At 68.4% G+C, this 20,276-nt stretch carries 17 protein-coding genes; 8 read left to right on the top strand and 9 right to left on the bottom strand.

Annotated elements, in window-relative coordinates; genetic code table 11:
- Window positions 1-3: 3 nt before the first annotated feature.
- On the top strand, window positions 4-2,013 hold the full coding sequence (locus ACFPJ1_RS13355) for a glycoside hydrolase family 36 protein (protein WP_380103907.1): 2,010 nt from the start codon (window positions 4-6) through the stop codon (window positions 2,011-2,013).
- On the opposite strand, the gene ACFPJ1_RS13360 is transcribed toward ACFPJ1_RS13355, so the two are convergent.
- From ACFPJ1_RS13360 to ACFPJ1_RS13385, 6 genes are all read right to left on the bottom strand, one after another.
- Window positions 2,003-2,989: a methyltransferase gene (locus ACFPJ1_RS13360; protein ID WP_380103908.1), complete on the bottom strand. Its 987-nt coding sequence runs from the start codon at window positions 2,987-2,989 to the stop codon at window positions 2,003-2,005. The genes ACFPJ1_RS13355 and ACFPJ1_RS13360 overlap by 11 nt on opposite strands.
- A gap of 97 nt (window positions 2,990-3,086) precedes the next feature.
- A complete protein-coding gene (locus ACFPJ1_RS13365) occupies window positions 3,087-3,749 on the bottom strand; it encodes a fasciclin domain-containing protein (protein ID WP_380103909.1) in 663 nt (220 codons plus the stop codon).
- A 205-nt stretch (window positions 3,750-3,954) separates the two neighbouring features.
- Window positions 3,955-4,323 carry a hypothetical protein gene (locus tag ACFPJ1_RS13370; protein ID WP_380103910.1) on the bottom strand — a complete coding sequence of 123 codons (369 nt, stop codon included), beginning with the start codon at window positions 4,321-4,323 and terminating at the stop codon, window positions 3,955-3,957.
- On the bottom strand, window positions 4,320-5,693 hold the full coding sequence (locus tag ACFPJ1_RS13375) for a DUF4331 domain-containing protein (RefSeq protein WP_380103911.1): 1,374 nt from the start codon (window positions 5,691-5,693) through the stop codon (window positions 4,320-4,322). The genes ACFPJ1_RS13370 and ACFPJ1_RS13375 overlap by 4 nt, the downstream gene beginning before the upstream one ends.
- A gap of 43 nt (window positions 5,694-5,736) precedes the next feature.
- Complete coding sequence (locus tag ACFPJ1_RS13380) at window positions 5,737-6,015, bottom strand: hypothetical protein (protein WP_380103912.1); 279 nt, start codon at window positions 6,013-6,015, stop codon at window positions 5,737-5,739.
- Window positions 6,016-6,146: 131 nt separating this feature from the next.
- A complete protein-coding gene (locus ACFPJ1_RS13385) occupies window positions 6,147-6,755 on the bottom strand; it encodes a TetR/AcrR family transcriptional regulator (protein ID WP_380103913.1) in 609 nt (202 codons plus the stop codon).
- Between the two features lie 97 nt (window positions 6,756-6,852).
- On the opposite strand from ACFPJ1_RS13385, the gene ACFPJ1_RS13390 reads away from it, so the two are divergent.
- The 3 genes from ACFPJ1_RS13390 (at window position 6,853) to ACFPJ1_RS13400 (ending at window position 9,956) form a co-directional block, all read left to right on the top strand.
- Window positions 6,853-8,265, top strand: coding sequence for an MFS transporter (locus ACFPJ1_RS13390; RefSeq protein WP_380103914.1), 1,413 nt, complete (start codon window positions 6,853-6,855; stop codon window positions 8,263-8,265).
- Window positions 8,266-8,368: 103 nt separating this feature from the next.
- Window positions 8,369-8,710 carry a YciI family protein gene (locus tag ACFPJ1_RS13395; protein ID WP_380103915.1) on the top strand — a complete coding sequence of 114 codons (342 nt, stop codon included), beginning with the start codon at window positions 8,369-8,371 and terminating at the stop codon, window positions 8,708-8,710.
- A 1-nt stretch (window position 8,711) separates the two neighbouring features.
- Window positions 8,712-9,956: an RNA polymerase sigma factor gene (locus ACFPJ1_RS13400; protein ID WP_380103916.1), complete on the top strand. Its 1,245-nt coding sequence runs from the start codon at window positions 8,712-8,714 to the stop codon at window positions 9,954-9,956.
- Window positions 9,957-9,978: 22 nt separating this feature from the next.
- Here ACFPJ1_RS13400 and ACFPJ1_RS13405 read toward each other — a convergent pair whose 3' ends face one another.
- A complete protein-coding gene (locus ACFPJ1_RS13405; protein ID WP_380103917.1) occupies window positions 9,979-11,010 on the bottom strand; it encodes a lipoate--protein ligase family protein in 1,032 nt (343 codons plus the stop codon).
- 369 nt (window positions 11,011-11,379) lie between these two features.
- On the opposite strand from ACFPJ1_RS13405, the gene ACFPJ1_RS13410 reads away from it, so the two are divergent.
- Window positions 11,380-12,036: a GPR1/FUN34/YaaH family transporter gene (locus tag ACFPJ1_RS13410; protein ID WP_380103918.1), complete on the top strand. Its 657-nt coding sequence runs from the start codon at window positions 11,380-11,382 to the stop codon at window positions 12,034-12,036.
- A gap of 34 nt (window positions 12,037-12,070) precedes the next feature.
- Here the strand turns inward: ACFPJ1_RS13410 and ACFPJ1_RS13415 are convergent, their stop codons facing one another.
- On the bottom strand, window positions 12,071-13,834 hold the full coding sequence (locus tag ACFPJ1_RS13415) for a ferritin-like domain-containing protein (RefSeq protein ID WP_380103919.1): 1,764 nt from the start codon (window positions 13,832-13,834) through the stop codon (window positions 12,071-12,073).
- Window positions 13,834-14,064 carry a hypothetical protein gene (locus tag ACFPJ1_RS13420; RefSeq protein WP_380103920.1) on the bottom strand — a complete coding sequence of 77 codons (231 nt, stop codon included), beginning with the start codon at window positions 14,062-14,064 and terminating at the stop codon, window positions 13,834-13,836. Before ACFPJ1_RS13420 ends, ACFPJ1_RS13415 begins: the two co-directional genes overlap by 1 nt.
- Window positions 14,065-14,594: 530 nt before the next feature.
- Here ACFPJ1_RS13420 and ACFPJ1_RS13425 point away from each other — a divergent pair.
- From ACFPJ1_RS13425 to ACFPJ1_RS13435, 3 genes are all read left to right on the top strand, one after another.
- A complete protein-coding gene (locus tag ACFPJ1_RS13425; RefSeq protein ID WP_380103921.1) occupies window positions 14,595-17,315 on the top strand; it encodes a helix-turn-helix transcriptional regulator in 2,721 nt (906 codons plus the stop codon).
- Between the two features lie 101 nt (window positions 17,316-17,416).
- The gene (locus tag ACFPJ1_RS13430; RefSeq protein WP_380103922.1) at window positions 17,417-18,790 is read left to right on the top strand and encodes an alpha/beta fold hydrolase; all 1,374 of its coding nucleotides are present in this window, start codon (window positions 17,417-17,419) and stop codon (window positions 18,788-18,790) included.
- Complete coding sequence (locus ACFPJ1_RS13435; RefSeq protein ID WP_380103923.1) at window positions 18,787-20,235, top strand: MFS transporter; 1,449 nt, start codon at window positions 18,787-18,789, stop codon at window positions 20,233-20,235. The genes ACFPJ1_RS13430 and ACFPJ1_RS13435 overlap by 4 nt, the downstream gene beginning before the upstream one ends.
- Window positions 20,236-20,276 lie beyond the last annotated feature (41 nt).

Below are 20,276 nucleotides of genomic sequence, written 5' to 3' on the forward strand. Positions count from 1 at the left end.
TGGATGACCCTGCTCTGGCGTACTGCGAACCTGACCCTCACCTTCTCCCTCGACGACGGACCGGTCCGGCTGGTCTCACTCCGGTCGAATAGCGACACTCCCCCAGCGGCGACCGATCAGCCGTTGGTGGAGGTGTCCGCGATCGGGCACGGCCGGGCGCCGGGGACCCTCCGCCATGTCGGCACGATCCTCGGCAGCCGACTGCGGTACGTGTCGCACGAGAGCACCGACGACTCATTGCGCATCGTCCAGGAGGACGTTGACACCGGCCTCCGGATCACCAGCTTCTTCAGCGCGACCGAGGGCATCCAGACCTGGACCGAGGCCAGGCTCACCGGGCCGGGCTCACTCGAGCTCGACTTCCTCAGCTCGGTGGTGGTCGGGCTCGAGTCGGTCGACCTCGATCTCGTTGCCGGTGACAACGACTGGATGGCGGAGAGCCGGTGGAGCGTCCGGTCGCTGCGGGACATCGGCCTGCCCGGGATCCAGCGCGCGCCGCACCATCCCGTCGCCCGCAGCCGGCACGCGACCACCAGCCGTGGTTCCTGGTCGACGGGTGAACATTTGCCTACCGGCGTACTCCTGGCCGACGGCTACGCGCTCGGCTGGCAGATCGAGCACAACGGGCCGTGGCACTACGAGCTCGGCGAGACCAAGGTCGGCGGGTATCTCCTGCTCAGCGGTCCCACCGATCAGGAACACCAGTGGACGACGACAATCGGGGGTGACCGGGCCTTCACCACCGTGCCGGTCTCGCTCGTCGTCGGTACCGGGCAGGACGACGCCTTCGCCGCGCTCACCCGGCAACGCCGCTCGCTGCGGCGACGCCGCCTGGTCGACGACCGGATGCCCGTGGTCTTCAACGACTACATGAACACGTTGATGGGCGACCCCACCACGGAGAAGTTGCTGCCGTTGATCGATGCCGCGGCCGAGGCCGGTGCGGACTACTTCTGCATCGACGCCGGCTGGTACGCCGAGGGCGACTGGTGGAGCACGGTCGGCGCGTGGCAGCCCTCGACCACCCGCTTCCCGAACGGGTTCGGCGAGGTGATCGACCGGATCCACCAGCGCGGCATGGTGCCCGGGCTCTGGCTGGAGCCCGAGGTGGTCGGCGTCGACTCGCCGCTGGCGCGGGAACTCCCCGACGACGCGTTCATCACCCGGCGCGGGATTCGCGTCGCGGAGCACGGCCGCCACCTGCTGGACCTCCGCAGTGCGGCGGCCCGCAAGCACCTCGACGACACGGTCGACCGGCTGGTCTCGGAGTACGGCATCGGCTTCTTCAAGCTTGACAACAACACGATGACCGGACCCGGCACCGACGCCGGCGGGACATCCCTCGGCCAGGGTTTGCTGGAGCACAACCGGGCTCACCTGACCTGGCTCGACGACGTACAGGCGCGTCATCCTGAGCTGTTGCTGGAGAACTGCGCGTCGGGGGCGATGCGGATGGACTACGCGGTGCTCTCGCGGCTGCACCTCCAGTCGACCTCGGACCAGCAGGACCCGTTGCTCTACGCACCGATCGCGGCAGCCGCGCCTGCCTCCGTGCTACCCGAGCAGGCCGGCAACTGGGCCTATCCCAGGACGGGCATGTCGAAGGAGGAGTTCACCGTCTGCCTGGTGAACGGGATCCTCGGCCGGCTGTACCTGTCCGGCCATCTGAACCAAATGACTGCGGAAGAGCTCGCCCTGGTCCGCGCCGCTGTCGCTGCCCACCGGGTTGTCCTCGAGAACCTCGAGAACCTTGTCCCGTTCTGGCCGCTCGGCCTTCCCGGCTGGACTGACGAGTGGGTCGCGTTGGGGTTGTGCGGCACCACCGCCTCCTACCTCACCCTCTGGCACCGCCAACCCGGCCCAGCAACGATCACCTTCCTGCTGGAAGGCGTGGTCGCCGACTTCTTCCCCGACCACGCGGATGGTTGGACCTACACCCGGACCGACGGCGAACTGACCGTCTCCACCACCGTCGGGGAGCCCTCTGCCCGGGTCATCACTGTCAACCAGTGACCGCTTCCAGGATGGACATGCGGCTGTTGGTGTCGAGGACACGGTTCAGGCGGAGACCTGCTGCGGTGAAGAGAGCGGCGTACTCCGCTTCGGTGCGCTCTCGGCCGCCGGGGAGGACGAGCATGTTGAGGTCGGAGAAGGCCGCGAGGACCTCCTGACCGCGTCTGCCGAGGACGAGTTCGACGACCAGTACTACGCCACCCGGGTTGAGCGACGCGGTACAGGTGCGGAGGATCTCCACGCAGCGGTCGTCGGGCCAGTCGTGCAGGATCGACTTCAGCAGGTACGCATCCGCGGCCGGCACACCCTCGAAGAAACTGCCGGCGACCGATGACCACCGCGACTCCAGCGCCGGGTCCCTCGGCTTGGCTGCGACCACGTGGGGCAGGTCGAAGACCGTGCCACTGAGGTGTTCGCTCTCGGTCAGCACCGCCTCCAGGAGGATGCCCTGGCCCCCGCCGATGTCGACAACACTGCTCAGCCCGGAGAAGTCGTACGCCGTGGCCACCGCGACGGCAACCGACGAGGTGAGCGCGGCCATGTTGTCGTTGAAGATCGCGTTGTGCTGCGGCTGACCCTGCCGATGGGTCCACACGTCATGCCCGTGCAGGGCCTCGAACGCGTTCTCACCCGTCCGCACACTGTGAAGGAGCTGACCCCACGCCGCCCAGAGCGCCGGGTCCTGCAGAGTCCGGGCCAGCGGACGCAGACTCCCCGCTACGTTCGACAGCAGGCCCGCGCCGACAGCTGTGTTGCTGTAGGCACCATCGTGCTCGGCGTAGACACCGACAGCGACGAGTGCTCGCAGCAACCGCCGCAATGTGTCCTCGTCCGCGCCGACCGCCTTCGCCAGGTCGGCAGCGGTGCGTGGCCCGCGGGCCAACTCGTCGGACAGGCCGAGCTCGGCAGCGACGCTGAGCGCCGCGGAGGTACGAAAACCGGTGACCATCGACTGCAGCGTCGCAAGGGAGTCCATGGCCCGATCATCCGCTCAATCGGGAGTTGGCGATAGACACCAGTCGGCCGACCACACCCCCAGTGGGAGTGGCCGGCCGAAGCGTGGCGTCGAAGCGTCAGGCTGCCGGGGGCATCAGGACGGAGTCGATCAGGTAGACCGTCGCGTTCGCGGTCTTCACCCCACCACAGATGACCTTGGCGTTGTTGACCATCAGGTTGTCACCCGAACCGGTCACCGTGACCGCCTGCTTCTCGACCGTGGTCTGGCTCCCCACCACCGCGTCCGGCGCCAACTGACCCGGCACCACGTGATAGGTCAGGATCTTGGTCAGCAACGCATCATCGGTCTTCAACGTGTTCACCGTCGCCGCCGGAATCTTCGCGAACGCCGTGTCCACCGGCGCGAACACCGTGAACTCACCACCGTTCAACGTCGACACCAGGTCGACCTTCGGGTTCAGCTTGCCCGACACCGCCGCCACCAACGTCGTCAGCAACGGATTCCCCGACGCCGCCGTCGCCACCGGCGCCGCCGCCATCCCGTCCACCGAACCAGCACCGGTCGGGTTCGCCTTCGCATAATCGGCACACCCCGGACCGACCAGACCCGCCGCGTTGTCCATCGACGAAGACATACTCGGAGTCGCAGCCGGCGCCGACGACGTACTGGTCGACGGACTACCACTGGAGGCGTCATCACTACCACCACACGCGGCGGTGACGAAGAGCAGGGACAGCGCGGATGCGGCGATGCCTGCGCGAACGAGGTTCTTGGACATGACGAACTCTTTCTCTGGGGGAACGATTCGGTCGATGCCGCGTTGCTCGCGACTGACATCGGTACTTCGATACCGTCGCCCGGCCGGATGGGTACGCATCCGGACTTCCTTGAAAACAAGGAACCGCCGGGGAGTGTGTCGTCTCACTCCCCGGCGGTTCTTCGTTGCCCAGGGCATGCTTGTCCATGGCATGCCCTGTCCCCAGCTACCGAGGCCAGGACGCCTCGGTGACCACTCCCCCGCTGACCTCCACCGTCAGCCGCACCGGTCCGTCGGGCCGGACGTACAGCTCATAGCTCCCCTCGGGGACCTCGAAGAAGACCGCCGAGTGCGCTATCTCGCCGTCCGGCGAGGGCCGCGGCACGACCGCCACATGAGGGAACGCGTGTCCATGCCCGTGACCATGTCCGTGTCCGTGCCCGTGCTCATGCCCGTGCAGGCCCGCCGGGCGCAGCTCGATCTCCTCGCCGTCCAGTTCGGCCGGCATCGCGATGACCAGGGCGCCGATGTCGCCACCGATGTCCAGGAGTACCGATGATCCCTTGCCCGCATGGGGATTCTCCACCGCGTTCATGACGCTGCCGGGATGCCCGGCCTGGACTGGGAGCCACCAGCCGGCGTCCCGAGGTACGGGAACGACGTCAGGTAGTCGGAATTCGTGTTCGACGTACCGTCCTTGATCGCGCCGGCGGCGGCATCCGGCTTGTAGGCCTTGTCGACCAGCGGGATGGTCAGTCCGGCGATCGCACGTAGCTCGACGGTCACGACATCGTCGAAAACCCTGCGCCCGTTGGGGAATCCGGCCGCGTCGCCCGCCACCAGGCCGAGCGGGTTCGGCGACTTGGCCGGCGGTACGGCGACGTTGAGCCGCAGCATGTCCGCCTGCACCGGACCGGTGAAGTTCTGGAACCCCGGTACGACGCCCTTCGGGATCCCGGTCAGCAGGATCGCCGCGAGATCGGCGCGGGGCTTCTTGTAGGCCGCCAGGTTCGGGAAGACGCCCGGGTACAGCACCGGGAGCAGTCCGCCGAGCTCGGGCTTCGTGACGTACTTGGCGAAACGCTTGTCCTCGCCGGGCGCCAGGCTGTTCCACTTGTCCTTCTCGGCCATCGGCACGATGACCTCGTTGAACAGCGGGTTGCCCAGCCGCGAGACCTGCTTGTACGGGCCGTGCCCGATCGGCACGCCGCCGTCGAGAATCCTGGACTGCTGACGACTCGCGGACGCGTAGACCCCGATCACCGACTTCGGGTCGAGCACGTCCTTGGGCCTCCTGCCGTCCCGGGTGAGGTCCGTGATCGGGACCTGCAGCGCGATGGTGTGCACGTTCGACCCCTGCAGGCCGTTCACGCCCATCGCCGCGGCCGACGGGATCAGGTGCGCCATCTGGAACGGTCGCAGCGTGGCGAGGTCGAAGATGCTGCCCAGGTCGGCGAAGAACCCGTCCGCACGCTGGCCCGCGAACACCTTGCGATTGGTGCCGAAGGTGTAGATCGCCTGACGGCCGAGCCTGGCGTAGTTCGGCGTACTGCGGACGCCGACGTTGACAGGTGGCGCCCCCAGGTTGCGGGCGAGCACGCGGGCCCGGCCGTTCTCCACCCGGGTCACCGAGTAGTACTGCGGCCGGTTCCAGCTCTTGTCCTTGATCGAGGTGATCGGTCCGGTGTTGTACAGGAAGCTCTTCTTGTTCCGGATCACGGCGTTGAAGCGGAACTGGTAACTGATGTCCGCCCGGCCGGTCCCTGAGTTGGAGATGTGGATCTGGTAGAGCACGTCGTCGCCGAACTCGTAGAAGTTCGGCCCGCCGTACGGGTTCTGGAACGGGATGAAGTTGGCGATCAGGGTCACCGTGTCCGGTTTGTCAGGGCTGACGAACGCGTAGACATCGGTGTTGTCGGCGACCGGGTCCTTCGAGATCTCCGGCGCTTCGCGGTGCGAAGACATGACAATTCCTCCAGTGCGGGATCGAGTACGAAGTGGTTGACGGTCAGCCGGTCACGCCGGCGAGACGGGCGGCGAGCTCGCGATCGGTCACCAGGACCTCGCGCTCGCCGACCATGATCGCCATCCGTCCGGCCTTGACGTCCTTGACGTGCACGACGAACGACTCCGCGTTCGTCAGGTCCGCCGCCTCCAACTGGGTCCCCGCGCCGGCGGACCGTGCACCGAACACCTGCGGTGCGGCGACCGCGCCAACCGCGCCGACCGCCGCGGCGGTTCCCGCGCCCGCGATCACCAGGAATCCGCGCCGTGTTGCGTCACTCATGACTGTTTCCTTCCCCTGTCTTCCCCGTGGCCCCGACGCCGGCGAGTGCCGTTACGTCCACCCAGCATTCGGCGCCCACCCTTGGAGCGGATGGGTGCGAATTTTCTGGGCGCCGACCGGCCGGGGTTCCGTCAGAGGTCAGACAGGGCGGGGATGCGGTGGCCCGGCGGGGTGAAGGCGGCCAGGACGGTCGCGGTGATGCAGTCGGCGGCCTCATCGGTGGCCAGCCGGCCGGCGTTGATCTCGTCGGCCGCGTTGTGCATCACGCTGTGCATCGTGCCGACCAGCCAACTGGTGGGCAGATCGCTGCGGAACACCCCTTCGGCCTGACCTCGCTCGATCAGGTGCTGCACCCGCTGCATCGGCTCTTCGTGCAGCGCCCGGATCCGGCCGGGCGGCAGCACGCTCTGGGCCGCCAGCAGCAGCGACCGGAACCGGTCCACCAACTGCCAACTGGACTCGATCAGTCGCGCCAGCGCCAGCCGCGGGTCCCCGCTCAGGTCGACCGCCTCGAGCGCGTCATGCCCGTCCTCGATCGCATGGGCGAATGCCGCGTCGACCAGGTCGGCCCGGGACGGGAAGTGGCCGTACAGGGTGACCCGCCCGACGCCGGCGACCTTGGCGATCTCGCTGACGCTGGCGTCCGGGTTCCGGCTCAGGCTCTCGGTGGCCGCATCCAGGATCGCGGCGATGCTGCGCTGCGCGTCCGCCCGCTTGGCCGGCGCCTTGGACTGCGTCACCACGAAACTCCTCTTGTCGAACACCACTGTACGAGTTACGGTACAGGAAATAACTTGAACACCTATGTTCGACTTAATCGATTCGGGAGGGACCGGCATGTCCGGAGAAACCAGCGACGGTCACGTCACGACCGCCGCGGACCCGCGGCGGTGGCGCCTGCTCGCGCTGCTCGGGGTCGCGCAATTCATGCTCATCCTCGATGTCACCGTGGTGGCCATCGCGCTGCCGCACATCGGCGCGGACCTCGGCCTGGCGCGAGACACGCTGACCTGGGTGGTGAGCGCCTACACGCTGATGTTCGGCGGCCTGATGCTGCTCGGCGGCCGGGCGGCGGACCTGTTCGGCTCCCGCCGGGTCGTGCTGACCGGCCTGGTGGTCTTCGTCGCCGCCTCGCTGGTCACCGGGCTCGCCAACAGCGCCGAGGTATTGATCGGCGGCCGGATCGCCCAAGGCATCGGCGCCGCGATCCTTTCCCCCGCCGCGTTGTCGGTAGTCACCAAGACCTTCCAGGGCGAGGAGCGGAACAAGGCGCTCGGCATCTGGTCCGCCCTGGGCGGCGGCGGCTCCGCGATCGGAGTACTGCTCGGTGGTGTCCTCACCGCCGGACCTGGATGGCAGTGGGTCTTCTACATCAATGTGCCGATCGGCGTGGTCGTCCTGATCGCGCTAGGCCGGACGCTGCCCGCCGACCAGCCGGGACCGAGCACCGCCCGCCTCGACCTCCCGGGCGCGCTCCTAGTCACCGCCGGCACCGGGACCGCGATCTACGCGCTGATCAACGCCGGCGACCGCGGCTGGCTCAGCGTCACCACCCTCGGAACGCTGGCCGTGGCCGCCGCCCTGTACGCCGGGTTCGCCATGCTGCAGCGCGCCGTCCGGTCACCGCTGATGGATGTGCGGATCCTGACCAGGCGACCCGTCGCCGCGGGCACCTTCCTGATCCTGGTCGCCACCGCGCTGATGATCGCGGTCTTCTTCCTCGGCTCCTTCTACCTGCAACACCTCAAGGGGTACGGCGCGCTGCGCACCGGCCTGCTCTTCCTGCCGGTGGCGCTCGCCACGATCGTCGGAGCACAGTCGGCCGCCCACGTCATCGGCCGCACCGGTCCCCGGCCGGTCGCGCTGGCCGGAATGACGCTCGCCGCACTCGGCACCGCGCTCCCCGCGTTCTGGGACAGCTCGGTCACGGTCGTGGTCGGGATCAGCGTCGCCGCCGCGGGGATCGGCGCCTCCTTCGTCGCGGCCTCCACGACCGCGTTGTCGCAGGTCGCCCATGACGAGGCCGGGCTGGCATCGGGGATCCTGAGCACCTTCCACGAGTTCGGTGCCGCGCTCGGCGTCGCCGCGGTGTCGAGCATCGCGGCCGCGAGTATCGCCGGCACCAGCAGCACCGGATTCACCCGCGGCTTCACCTTCGCCGCGATCACCGCCGCCGCGTCCGCAGTACTGGCACTGTTCGTCGTACCGGCGGCGAAGCCGGTGGCGAACGCCCTGCGGCACGCGCACTGATCCGCTCCAAGGGGGTGTCGATCTCAGCCGGGTTCGCGCATCGGTGTAGTAACAGTGGAACCTGACGAGCGGGTCCACGGCTGATGATCGAGAGGTGGCAGTGGTGGGGAAATACCTGGTGATGATCTACGACAACGAGGCGAAGTGGGCCGAGGCCGGCCCTCCGGCGGAGGAGGCGAACCACCTGCGGCACCAGGAGTTCGTGCAGGCCAACGGGGCAGCCCTGCGCGGTGGCGCGCAGCTCGGCGGAAGCGACTCGGCGACCTCCATCCGGTCCGACGGGAACGGCGGCTTCGTGGTCACCGACGGCACCTTCGTCGAGACCAAGGAGGTGATGGGCGGGTACTACATCATCGAGGCCGGCGATCTGGACGAGGCACTGGCGATCGCGAAGCAGGTGCCCTCGCCGATGGGCGGGGTCGAAGTACGCCCGATCATCAACTGAGATGAGCGTGACACCGGCGGAGGTCGCCAGCGCGATCGAACAGGCTCACCACCAGGAGTGGGCCTACGTGCTGGCGGCCACCGCACGGGTCGCCGCGGATCTGGATCTCGCCGAGGACTGTGTCCAGGACGCCTACGCCAAGGCGCTCGTGCACTGGCAGGCCGAGGGGATCCCCCGGCGCCCCGGAGCCTGGCTGACCACCGTCGCCACCCGCCGGGCCCTCGAGCAGCGGCGGCGATCGGCGGTGCTCGAACGCAAGCTCCCCCTGCTCGTGCCCGACCCGGTCGACAACGATCCGCAGGACGGCGGCACCGGCGTGTTCCCGGACGACCGGTTGCGACTGGTCTTCACCTGCTGCCACCCGGCGCTCTCGCAGGAGAGCCAGGTCGCTCTCACGCTGAAGCTGGTGTGCGGGCTCTCGTCGGCCGAGATCGCCAAGGCGTTCCTGGTCAAGGAGGCCACCCTGCAGGCGCGGATCACCCGGGCCAAGCACAAGATCGCCAAGACCCGCATTCCGTACCGCGTACCGCGCGTAGGCGAGCTCCCCGAGCGGATCGACGCCGTCCTCGACGTCGTTCATCTGGTGTACTCCGTGGGCAGCACCGCGAAGTTCGGGGATCAGCTGAGCCGGCCGGAGCTCGCCCGGCGGGGTCTCGAGCTGGCGCGGATGGTCCATCTGCTCCTCCCGGACAGCGCCGAGGCCTCGGCGTTGCTCGGTCACCTGCTGCTGGCTCAGTCGCGGGAAGCCGCGCGGGTGGACGACGCCGGCCGGCTGGTGCTGATGCAGGACCAGGATCGCTCACGGTGGGATGGCGAGTTGATTGCCAAGGGCGTCGAATTGGTCGAGGTGGCACTCGGACAGCCGCCGGTCGGCCGGTTCGGGCTGCTGGCCGCGATCGGCGCAGTACATGCCGAGGCTCGACGATGGGAGGACACGGATTGGGACCAGATCCTCGGACTCTATGACCTCCTGCTGGCGCGCTGGCCGTCCCCGGTCGTCGCCCTCAATCGTGCAGTGGCAGTCAGCTATGCCGAGAGTCCCGAGGCTGCCCTTGAAGTGGTGCGAGAGCTGATCGAGGATCCCGCGCTGGCCACGTATCCGTATCTCGCTGCGACTCACGCGGACCTGCTACGTCGCACGGGCCAGCGGCAGGCGGCGCTCACGGCGTACGAGGAGGCTCTGACCTTCACCGACAATGCGGTCGAGGCCGCCTTCCTCAACAAGCGGCTCGACGAACTGCGGTGACGAACATTTCACCGGTGAAGAATCACGGCACCCGGGTGAGCCACTCCTGCGTCCCGAACTTGGACGCGACGCGTCGCCCGGCCTCGTCGAGGGTCTCCTCGTCGATCGTCGACTCGCTCAGCCCGTACCGCCCGGCGAACGATCCGACCAGCCGCTCGATCACCGCGGCCCGCTCGAGACCAGTCTGACTGCGCAGGGGGTCTACCCGCTTGTTCGCGCTGGTGGTGCCCTTGTCCGACAGCTTCTCGCGGCCGATCCGCAGTACCTCGAGCATCTTCGAGGCGTCCATGTCGTAGGCCATCGTGACGTGATGCAGGACCGCGCCGCCGGCGAACCGCTTCTGCGCGGCGCCGGCGATCTTGCCCGCCGGCGAGGTGATGTCGTTGATCGGCTGGTAGGTCGCGGCGATGCCGAGGTCGTTCAGCGCGCCGACCACCCAGTCGTCGAGGAACGCGTAGGACTCGACGAAGGACAGCCCGGACACCAGCGACTCCGGGACGTACAGCGAGTAGGTGATGGTGTTGCCCGGCTCGACGAACATCGCGCCGCCGCCGCTGATCCGGCGGACGACCGTGACGTCGTGCTTCGCGGCGCCGTCCAGGTCGACCTCGTTCGCGAGGGACTGGAAACTGCCGATGATCACCGCGTTCGAGGCCCACTCCCAGATCCGCAGCGTCGGCGGCCGCTCCCCCGAACCGACCTGCTCGGCCAGTACCTCGTCGAGCGCCATCTGCAGCGCGGGCGCCCGCGGTACGTCGTGCACGAACTCCCAGGCGTGGTCCCGCCAGCCGGTCGCACCGGTCAGTGCCCGCCGTACTGCGACCGCCACCGCCTCCGGGGAGAACCCGATCATCTCGACGCCATCGCCCAGCACTGCCCGGACCCGCGCGGCGATCTGCGCCACCGGCAGGGCTATCGGCAGCCCGGCCAGAGCGCCGTTGATCCGCTCCAGCGCGTCATCCGGCTCGAGGAAGAAGTCCCCGCTGATCTGAGCCCGCCGCACCACCTCGTCCACGACATCCAGATCCGCCACTACGAGCTTCCCGCCAGGCACCTTGTATTCACCATGCACGCCTACTGACAACCCGTCGGCGAGCGAGGATGTTCCCGGCCAGAGACGGCTCGACCGGCCGCGGGAATCCTCGCGGCCGGTCCCCTGGTACCGCTCTCGTCCGGATGCCCGATCGTTGCCACTGACAAGTAGTGCCCAGAGCCGTACCTACCGAAGGCATCGAGCGACCGCGAGGTTCCACCTGACTTGGCTCGAGTCAGTGCGCACCGCTGGAGGCCGGGAGCCTTCCTGGAACGCCGTGGCGTGCCGTTCTGCACTGAGTGAGCGCCGGGAAAGCACCCCAACCGAGACTCGATGCGGGCGCGAGCGGCGTAGAATAACACACTTCGGATGCCCCGAAAGGAACACGCCATGACCACCATCGACACCCCTGCCCAACCCGCCCAACGAGTACCCGCCCAACCTGAACCTGCCGCCGAGGCCGCGCCCCAGGCGGTGACTGGAGACCCGTCCCTGATCGGTCTCCCCAGTTTCATCGTGGGATCGGTCGCGCTCGGGCTCGTCCTGGTCGGCTATGTATCAGCGGCGTCGGTCGGGGCATCGCTCGCCATCCTCGTCGCGGCCACCGGCCTGGGCCTGGTGATCGCGGCAGTCTGGGCGGCAGCGGTCGGCCAGAGCGCGGTAGCCGGGGTGTTCGGCATCTTCGCTGGGTTCTGGCTCAGTTACGCAATGCTCGTACTGGGTCTCACACACGACTGGTTCGCCATCCCCGCTGCGGACGCCCTCGACACGCAAGGCCTGTTCCTGATCTCGTGGCTGGTAGTGATCGGGATGCTGACCCTGGCCACACTCCGCCTGCCGATCGCGTACACGGTGCTCTTCGCCCTGATCGAAGCCGCACTGGTGCTGGTCTTGATCGGCACCCTGCAGGAATCGTCGGATGTGCTCCGCGTCGCAGGTGTGGTGGTGTTCCTCTTCGCCGCGGTAGGCGTCTACCTGTTCTTCAGCTCGGCTTCGCAGGCGACAGGCGGAAGAGCGCTTCCGCTCGGACCGCCGCTCGTCCATTGATTGAGCCGCCTCCTCCGGATCAGGCCAGGGGTCCTCAAGGGGTTTCGCCGGCGGCCGACTCGTCGCGGAATCCGATCGTGCGGTGGGTGCCGTCGCACAGTGGCTTGTTGGCGGAGTGTCCGCACCGGCACAGCGTCATCCTGTTACGGGTCTCCAGCGGGCGGCCGTCGGCTCGCAGTACAGGGATGCGCCCGGTGACCCAGAGGGCGCTTGCCTGGCCGTTCTCCTCCTCGAGGACCGAGATCGCCTCGGGAAGGTCGGCTTCGATCGACTCGCCGCCGCGGCTCAGCGCGTAGCTGTAGGAGCCGGAGGGGCAGTGGTCGATCCGGCCCATCACGTCCGAGCGCACGTCGCTGTCGCCCGTGTCGGCGAGCATCTCGGCGATCGGCCTGGTGCGCCCAATGCAGAAGGCGGCGTGGATGCACAGCTCCCCGACCCGCTGCGCCGAGATGCCGATTCCGTCGTGCACGTGCTGCAGTTCGGCGTACGGCCGGACGTCGGCCGACTCGTGGCCGTCGAACCCGACCACCGCGTGGGTTCCGTCGCAGATGGGCTTCGAGCCGGACCGCCCGCACCGGCACAGGGCATACGTATCCTCGGTGTCGATCGCGTCGCCGGTCTGCCAGGTGAGCGAGTCGTTGTTCTCCGACACGATCTTGCGCTTGCGCCTGAGCGGCACCCGCCCGTAGACGACGTACGGCCCGTCACGCAGTACTGCGATCCGCCGGGAGTCGCCCTGGCTCCACCGACGCTCCTCTGGTGCGACGTAGTCGAAGGTGGGCCCTGCCGTCCGGCCTTCTCCGTCGGGCATCCCCATCAGGGCTTCGGCCTGGGCCTTGAGCGCATACATGGTGCCGGTGGCAACGGAGAGCATCCTCGGACTGCCATTGAACGCCAGTTCGAGGAGATGCAGCACAGCGCAGTACGTGTGGTTGAACTCCTCCTGGGCCACGCGGATCGGATGCCCGGGCGGATGGTCGGCCAGCCGCCGGTTGTGCCGCATCGGCCGGACACCGTCGAAGTCCACCGTGACGGCTTCGCCGGTAGGCCCGGACTGCGGCGTATCGCCCCGCTGGTAGCGGCGGCCCAGCTTGAGCTCCTGGAACCGGTAGTAGTGCGCGACCTCTTCGCGTTCGGGGTGGAAGATGTCCTCGTCGCCGTCCCAGACCTCGCCGCGCGCCGTGCCCTCGCCCTGCTCGACGATCTCCTCCAGCGCCGCGAGCGCGGAAGCCAGATCTGTGACCACGGTCAGCCGGCCGCCACTGTGGCGGAAGTGGCCGGCGCTCACCTGACGAGCCGGATCGCCGCTGAAGACCTCCCGCTCCCCCAGCCGGGCGCAAAGCTCGCGCAGCCCACCCTCGATCGCGTCGTAGAACTGCCCGATGGTCTCGTAGCGGTCGGCCTCGGCCGGTGCACTCGGCGGCGCCGGCTGCTCGATCCGGAGGAACATCTCCAGCGCTTCGGGGCCGAAGGGAGCCAGCGAGAGTTCCAGCGACCGGTCGCCGTGTGGCAGCCGCCGAGGATGCGACGGCAACAGCCTCGGGCTGTCCAGCCGAGGTTGTCCACCCACCGCGTTCAGGATGTTGGCGGCCAGCGCGAGGTGGAGCATCTCCTCCACGAACACCCCGCTGACGACCTCGAACGCCTCCGGATTCCGCTTCGGGTCCAGTGAGTACAACGCGCACAGATACGGGGGCAAGGTCGCGTGTTCCAGCTCGACAGCCCACTGAAGGTGCTCCCGGAGGCCTGCCAACGACCCGATCTGCGAGACCGTACCGAGCTCGGATACCTGACCCATCACTGTCCCGTCGAGTCCTGCCGGTGGTCGCCCTCCAGGGCCTCCACCGCGCCGAGCAGGCTCCGAAGACTTGCCTCCTCACGGTCGATGTCGGTCGGATCGAACAACCACTCTGACGGCGGTACGACGACGTCGTCCGCCGGCGCGCTCGACTCGACCTGCTCGATCTCTGTCTCGACCTCCACCTCGAGCTCGTGCAGGAACGGGCTCTTGTCGGACTGGGCACTCATGTCTACTCCAAGGGATCGTTGATCGGCGCTTCCGTCAGCTCGCTACCACCCGATGCCAGCTAAGACAGGGCACCCGCCCGACTTGTGACAGCCTCCCCGGGACTCGCGGCGATCGTTGCCTGAACGCTCAATCGTCGAATCCTGTCCGGCCGATCCGCCCCGTCGTGAAACGTTGACGGCTGTTTCTCCGATACTCACCTTGGAGAGGGGGAAATGATGAGACGACGTCACTACCAGCGCAGCCGGCGGCCGAAGCAACAGCTCGAGTCCGACGTCGTTGCGACACGCCTGCTCTGGCTACTCGCAGTCATCAGACGCGGTCCCACTCCCCACCACGACGCCGAACTCGCCGACGATCAACTGCTTGACCAACTCACCACTCCGCCCCCCGGCAAGGACAGCCCCGCCCGCTGCCGCCTCCCCCGTTAGTTGCCTCCACCAACTGACGCGTCGTCAGTACGTCGGCCTTGGCCGGCCTGGTCGGGTTCGAGGCTGGGACTGCCCGGCGTCGGGCGTGTACGGTCGCAAGAGTGCTGGTCGGACGAGAGCCTGAGAGCGCTCAGCTGGCCGAACTGGTTGAGCAAGCCCGGTACGGCTCCGCCCGCAGCCTGGTGGTTCACGGTGAGCCTGGCGTCGGTAAGACCGCCCTGCTCGAGGAGCTTCTCGGCAACGTCGGCGACGCAGTGACTCTGCGCACGCAGGGTCTGGAAGCCGAAGCACCGATGGCCTTCGCGGCCCTCCATCGGCTTCTGCTGCCGGTGATGCGTCTGCGCGAGGATCTCCCGGGGCCTCAGTCCCGAGCCCTGCGGGTCGCGTTCGGTGAAGAGGAGGGGCCCGCGGTTGAGCCCTTCATGGTTGCGGTGGCGACCCTCTCGATGCTGACTGCGGCAGCGGAGGAACGTCTGGTCCTGTGCATGGTCGACGACGCGCACTGGCTCGATTCAGGGACCGCGGACGCGCTGCTCTTCGCCGCGAGGAGGCTGGGCGCCGACCGTGTGCTGATGGTGTTCTCGGCCCGGGAGGGGGTACCGACCCCGTTCAGCCCTGCCGGGATCCAGGACTTGGCGCTGGCAGGGCTGGATCCATCGGCGGCTCGTGCGTTGCTGGACGAGCGAGGCGACCTCAGCCGCAGCGAGGAGGTCACCCAGCGACTCATCGCCGAGACGGGCGGAAACCCTCTTGCTCTGCTGGAGTTGCCGACGAAGCTCAGCCAGGCTGAGCTCGAGGGGTCGTCACCGCTGCCCACTCAGCTCCACCTCACTACTCGTGTCGAGCAGAGCTTCGTTGATCGCTGTCGGCGACTTCCCCCGGCGGTGCAGTCCGTGATGTTGCTGGTGTCCGCCGACGACACCGCCGACCTCGCGATGGTCAGACGCGCGGCGGCGCACCTGGGCGCCGGTGACGAAGAGCTGGATGCGGCCAGGACGTCGGGGCTCCTCGTCCTGGACGAGACCACGGTGCGGGTCCGGCATCCGCTTGTGCGTTCGGCGATCTACCAGGCCGCTGCCACCGCCGAGAGGCGGCGGGTCCATCGTGCCCTCGCAGCTGCGCTCGACGGGGTCGGCGACCAGGACCGAGCGGCGTGGCATCGGGCCGGCGCGGCTGAGGGTCCTGACGAGGAACTGGCAGCTGCGCTGGAGCTCTCCGGATCACGCGCAGAACGGCGCGGCGGGTACGGCGCAGCCCTGGCTGCCTTCCAACGCGCCTCGACCCTGACCGCCCACGAGCCACGGCGAGCTGAGCTGACCTTCGCAGCCGCACGCAACGCTTGGGCGAGCGGGCAAGCGGGTCAGTCGCGCACCCTGTTGTCGGCAGCTCGAGCTGACGCGACCGACCCGGTCCTCCGCAGCGACATCGCCCGGCTGCGAGGCCGCATCGAGGTCAACATCGGGTCGGCGAAGGATGCGCACCGCATCTTCATCGAAGCCGCCGAGGCAGTCTGCGCGGTCGACCCGCTGCGAGCTCTCGAGATGGGCGTGGCGGCCGCCACCCTGCGCGCGTATGGCGCCGATAGCGGCGCAGTCCTGAGCAGGAACGACCTGCTGACAGTGCAGGTCGGCGACGACAGCCCGCGGACGCGCTGCCTCAAGCAGCTCCTGCCGGCCATGACCCAGGCTGCTGATGAGAAGTGGGCTGCGGCGGTTGTTTCCCTGCGGGTCGCGCTCGACGCGGGCGATCCTGTCGACGACCTCGATCTCCTGGGCAACCTGGGCAACGCGGCGCTTCAACTGGGGCACGACAGCGGGGCCCAGCGGTTCTACGAGCTGATGCTGTCCCGAGCCCGGGAACGCGGTGCCTTGATGGCAGTGGTCTACGCCCTGCAACGGCTCTGCTTCAGCCACCTCGTCCGCGGCGACCTGGCCGCCGTGCGCGGTGCGGCTGAAGAAGCTCGCGGGCTCGGCCTCAGCATGAACCAGCCGGCACTGACGGCAGCTCCCCTGGCCTGGCTGACATTGCTCGCGGCCGTCCAGGTGCGCGATGACTACGACACTCTGCTCGGCGAACTCGAGGACGTCGTCGCCACGCAACCGCTCGGCATCCTGACCGACCCGGTCCACGACCTGACGCGTTGGGCCAAGGGGACCAAGGCCGCCGCGACCGGGGACACCTTCGGCGCAGCTCATCACCTTGGTCGATTCCGGCTGCCGGTCCTGGCTCGGATGGCCGCCATGGAGCGCATCGACGCTGCGGTCCGGGCCGGCGAGAACGACCTTGCCCGCGCATGCGTGGAGGACCTGGCCGGTTACGCCGAGGCCGCCGGTTGGCCGTGGGCGCTCGCGACGGTTGCCTACGGCAAAGCGATGACCGCCGAAGGCGGGAAGGAAGACGAGCAGTTCCAGCTCGCCCTCTCCTGGCACACCCGCTCAGGACGCCCGTACGACGAGGCCCGCACCCACCTGGCGTACGGGGAGTGGCTGCGCCGTTCTCAACGCCGCGTCGAGGCCCGGCGACACCTCCGTCAGGCTCTCGAGGTCTTCCGCGACCTGCGCGCCGAAACCCTCGTCAGCCGTGCGAACCAGGAACTCCGGGCGTCGGGCGAGACTGCCCGTAAGCGTGACCCGTCCACGCTGGTCAAGCTCACCCCGATGGAGCTCAAGGTCGCCCAGCTCGTCAGCTCGGGTCTGTCCAACAAGGACGTCGCCGCACAGTGCTGGGTCTCTCCGCGGACGGTGGCGTTCCACCTGCGCAACGTCTTCGCCAAGGCCGGCGTCAGTTCGCGCGGCGAACTCGCCCGGCTCGATCTCGGCTAGCACCTACCCGGCAGAACCCGGTCATTTGACCGGGGTGAGCAGCCGCGTTCCGGTCCACGCTCGACAGCAGTGCACCACCCCACTGCGAGAGCGAGACCGTCATGAGCGTCCAGATCCAGGCAACTTCCCCGACAACCGACACCAAGGCCGCGAGCACGCCCCGGAAAGGGCGCATCGGCCGCGTCATCGCCGGGTCGCTCCTTGCCGGAGCCACCACCGCACTCGCCCTCACTCTGGGCGTTTTCGCCGGCGCGACCGAAAGCATCATCACCGGGTCGATCCTCCTCGCCTTCGGGTTCGGCTGGGGTCTGATGGCGACCCTGTCGGCGCGACTAACGACCCAACCGCAGCGCTGGGCCGCTCTGCCAGCAGCGGCGATGACAGCATCCGGTCTCGGCCTCTTGGCGTTTCAGCCCGGGCACGCCGTCCTGACCACCATCGGCTGGGTGTGGCCAGTACTGCTCCTGGTGCTCGCCGTCTGGATGTGCAGCCGGATGCGGCGCGTCCTGTCCGGTCGCGGACGCTGGCTGCTGACGCCGGTGATGGCCGTTCTCGCGCTCGCCTCCATCGGGGCAACCTACGAGAACATCACCGTCCTGCAGGACTACACCACCTATCCCGCCACTGGGCGAACCTTCGAGGTCGCCGGACACCGACTGCACCTGGACTGCCGCGGCAGCGGTGGTCCCACCGTGGTGCTGTTCAACGGTCTCGGCGGCGTCTCAGCCTCCTGGGCCCGGATCGCCGGCGATGTGGCCCGCACCGGTCGTGTCTGCGCCTATGACCGCGCCGGCCAGGGGTGGAGCGAAGATGCCGAGCATCCCCAAGACGGCATAGCTGCCGCCAAGGATCTCCACCTGCTGCTCGCCAAGGCTGGCGAGCACGGACCGTACCTGCTCGTCGGTCACTCGATCGGCGGTACGTACTCGATGACGTACGCAGCCCGCTACCCCGACCAGGTCGCCGGTCTCGTGCTGCTGGACAGTTCCAGCCCCGAACAGTTCACCCGGATGCCCGACTACCCCGGCCAGTACGCAGTCATGCGGCGCGCGACCGCGCTGATGCCGACCCTCGCGCGGCTCGGCCTGAGCCGAGTAGTCGCCGTCGCCAGCCCTTCCCACCTGCCCGCTGAGGCGGCCGACCGAGTGCGGGCCGTGACCGCGAACGCGCACGCTGCCCGGAACATGCGCGACGAGGTCTCCATGCTTCCTCAGGTGTTCGCTCAGGCCGGGGCGCTCACCACCCTTCACGACCTGCCGCTGGCCGTCGTCACCGCGTCGGAGACGCTCGAGGACACCGGCTGGGCCGCAGCCCAGGATCAACTCGCAACCCTCTCCGGCAACCACCTGCACCAGGTCGTCGACGCGTCCCACCTCGGACTGCTGGAGGACGAACGCGCATCGGCGGAGTCGACGCGCGCCATCACCGACGTCAGCTCCGCCATCCGCACCGGATCCCACCTGGAGTCGAAATGACCACCCATCCGGGAAGTCCCGTTCGGGTCGTCGAGGAGAGCGTCACGAAGAAGTCCTGGGCCGTGCTCGGCGTCGCCCTGGTCGCCCAGATCCTGGTCGTCCTGGACATCTCGGTGGTGAACACTGCCCTGCCCTCGATCGGCCGCTCGCTGCACCTCGGCGGCGGAGACCTCCAGTGGTTGGTCACGGCGTACCTGATGATGTCCGGTGGCGGCCTGCTGCTCGGCGGACGCGTCGCTGACCTACTGTCTCGCCGTACTGTCTTCCTGACCGGCCTCGGCCTGTTCACCGTCGCTTCACTGGTCAGTGGGTTCGCAAGCAGCGGCGGCGAGCTCATCGCGGCCCGCGCCGTACAAGGTCTGAGCGCAGCGTTGCTCACTCCGTCCGCACTGTCGCTGATCATGACCACGTACGCCGGTGCGCAGCGCAAGGCGGCACTCGCCGTGTGGGGCGCGGTCGGCAGTCTCGGAGTCGCTGCGGGCGTCCTCATCGGCGGAGCCATCACGACTTGGTCCAGCTGGGAGTTCATCTTCTGGGTCAACGGCCCCATCGGGCTCGTCGCTCTCCTCGTGGGCCGCCGGATCCTCGCAAAGGACAGGGCGGAGCGCCCCTCGCTGCGTGACTTCGACCTCCCGGGCGCTCTCGCAGTACTCGGAGGACTCGCCGCCTTGGTCTACGGCCTTGGTGGCACCGAGAAGCACGGATGGTGGTCCCTGCCGACGACAGCGGCCTTCGGTCTGTCGTTCCTCCTGCTGGTGGCCTTCCTGAAGGTCGAGCAGCATGCCGCCCAGCCGCTGTTCCCGCCGCACATCTGGAAGCTCAACAACTTGGTGTCCGGCACCGCAGTGATGCTCGGCGTCACCGGGATCCTGGTCGGCACCGTCTTCCTGACCTCGATCTTCCTGCAGACGGTGCTCGGTTACTCCGCACTGCGCACCGGCCTCTCGTTCCTGCCGTTCGCACTCTCCATCACGGCGGGCACCGTCGTCGCCAAGCACCTGTTGAGCCACACATCACCGCGCACCATCTCGACAGTGGGTCTTCTCCTCACCGTCGGTGCGGCTCTGTTGCTGTCCACCGCCACCAGCGAAGCGCAGTACGGCGTCGACATCCTCCCAGGACTGGTCACTCTCGGTCTCGGGGTCGGCATGGTCTTCGTGCCCGTCTCGGTAACCTCCATGGCAGGTATCCCGGCCTCCCACGCCGGCGTGGCGTCGGGGTTCCTGATGACCGGCCACGAGATCGGTGCCGCCCTCGGCGTCGCCATCCTCTCCGCAGTCGCCAGCACGGCCGGCACGCTCACCACGGCGGCAGGTGCCGCCGACGCGTTCTCGCGCGGATTCGTCGGTGCCGCCGCGATGGGAACCCTGGTCGCAGTCTTCGCGCTGCTCCGCATGCCGAAGACCCGCGGCACCGGCGGTGGCGACCACCTGCACATGCACTGACGTCGCGCTGAAGACGAGACGGCAGGTCAGTCGGAACCACC

Source organism: Kribbella qitaiheensis (assembly GCF_042657745.1).
Classification (GTDB): domain Bacteria; phylum Actinomycetota; class Actinomycetes; order Propionibacteriales; family Kribbellaceae; genus Kribbella; species Kribbella qitaiheensis.

What these genes read in the sequence shown, in the direction of transcription:
- ACFPJ1_RS13355 (WP_380103907.1), top strand. Translation starts at nt 4, where the DNA reads ATGACCCTGCTCTGGCGTACTGCGAACCTGACCCTCACCTTCTCCCTC.
- ACFPJ1_RS13360 (WP_380103908.1), bottom strand. Translation starts at nt 2,989, where the DNA reads ATGGACTCCCTTGCGACGCTGCAGTCGATGGTCACCGGTTTTCGTACC.
- ACFPJ1_RS13365 (WP_380103909.1), bottom strand. Translation starts at nt 3,749, where the DNA reads ATGTCCAAGAACCTCGTTCGCGCAGGCATCGCCGCATCCGCGCTGTCC.
- ACFPJ1_RS13370 (WP_380103910.1), bottom strand. Translation starts at nt 4,323, where the DNA reads ATGAACGCGGTGGAGAATCCCCATGCGGGCAAGGGATCATCGGTACTC.
- ACFPJ1_RS13375 (WP_380103911.1), bottom strand. Translation starts at nt 5,693, where the DNA reads ATGTCTTCGCACCGCGAAGCGCCGGAGATCTCGAAGGACCCGGTCGCC.
- ACFPJ1_RS13380 (WP_380103912.1), bottom strand. Translation starts at nt 6,015, where the DNA reads ATGAGTGACGCAACACGGCGCGGATTCCTGGTGATCGCGGGCGCGGGA.
- ACFPJ1_RS13390 (WP_380103914.1), top strand. Translation starts at nt 6,853, where the DNA reads ATGTCCGGAGAAACCAGCGACGGTCACGTCACGACCGCCGCGGACCCG.
- ACFPJ1_RS13400 (WP_380103916.1), top strand. Translation starts at nt 8,712, where the DNA reads ATGAGCGTGACACCGGCGGAGGTCGCCAGCGCGATCGAACAGGCTCAC.
- ACFPJ1_RS13410 (WP_380103918.1), top strand. Translation starts at nt 11,380, where the DNA reads ATGACCACCATCGACACCCCTGCCCAACCCGCCCAACGAGTACCCGCC.
- ACFPJ1_RS13415 (WP_380103919.1), bottom strand. Translation starts at nt 13,834, where the DNA reads ATGGGTCAGGTATCCGAGCTCGGTACGGTCTCGCAGATCGGGTCGTTG.
- ACFPJ1_RS13420 (WP_380103920.1), bottom strand. Translation starts at nt 14,064, where the DNA reads ATGAGTGCCCAGTCCGACAAGAGCCCGTTCCTGCACGAGCTCGAGGTG.
- ACFPJ1_RS13430 (WP_380103922.1), top strand. Translation starts at nt 17,417, where the DNA reads ATGAGCGTCCAGATCCAGGCAACTTCCCCGACAACCGACACCAAGGCC.
- ACFPJ1_RS13435 (WP_380103923.1), top strand. Translation starts at nt 18,787, where the DNA reads ATGACCACCCATCCGGGAAGTCCCGTTCGGGTCGTCGAGGAGAGCGTC.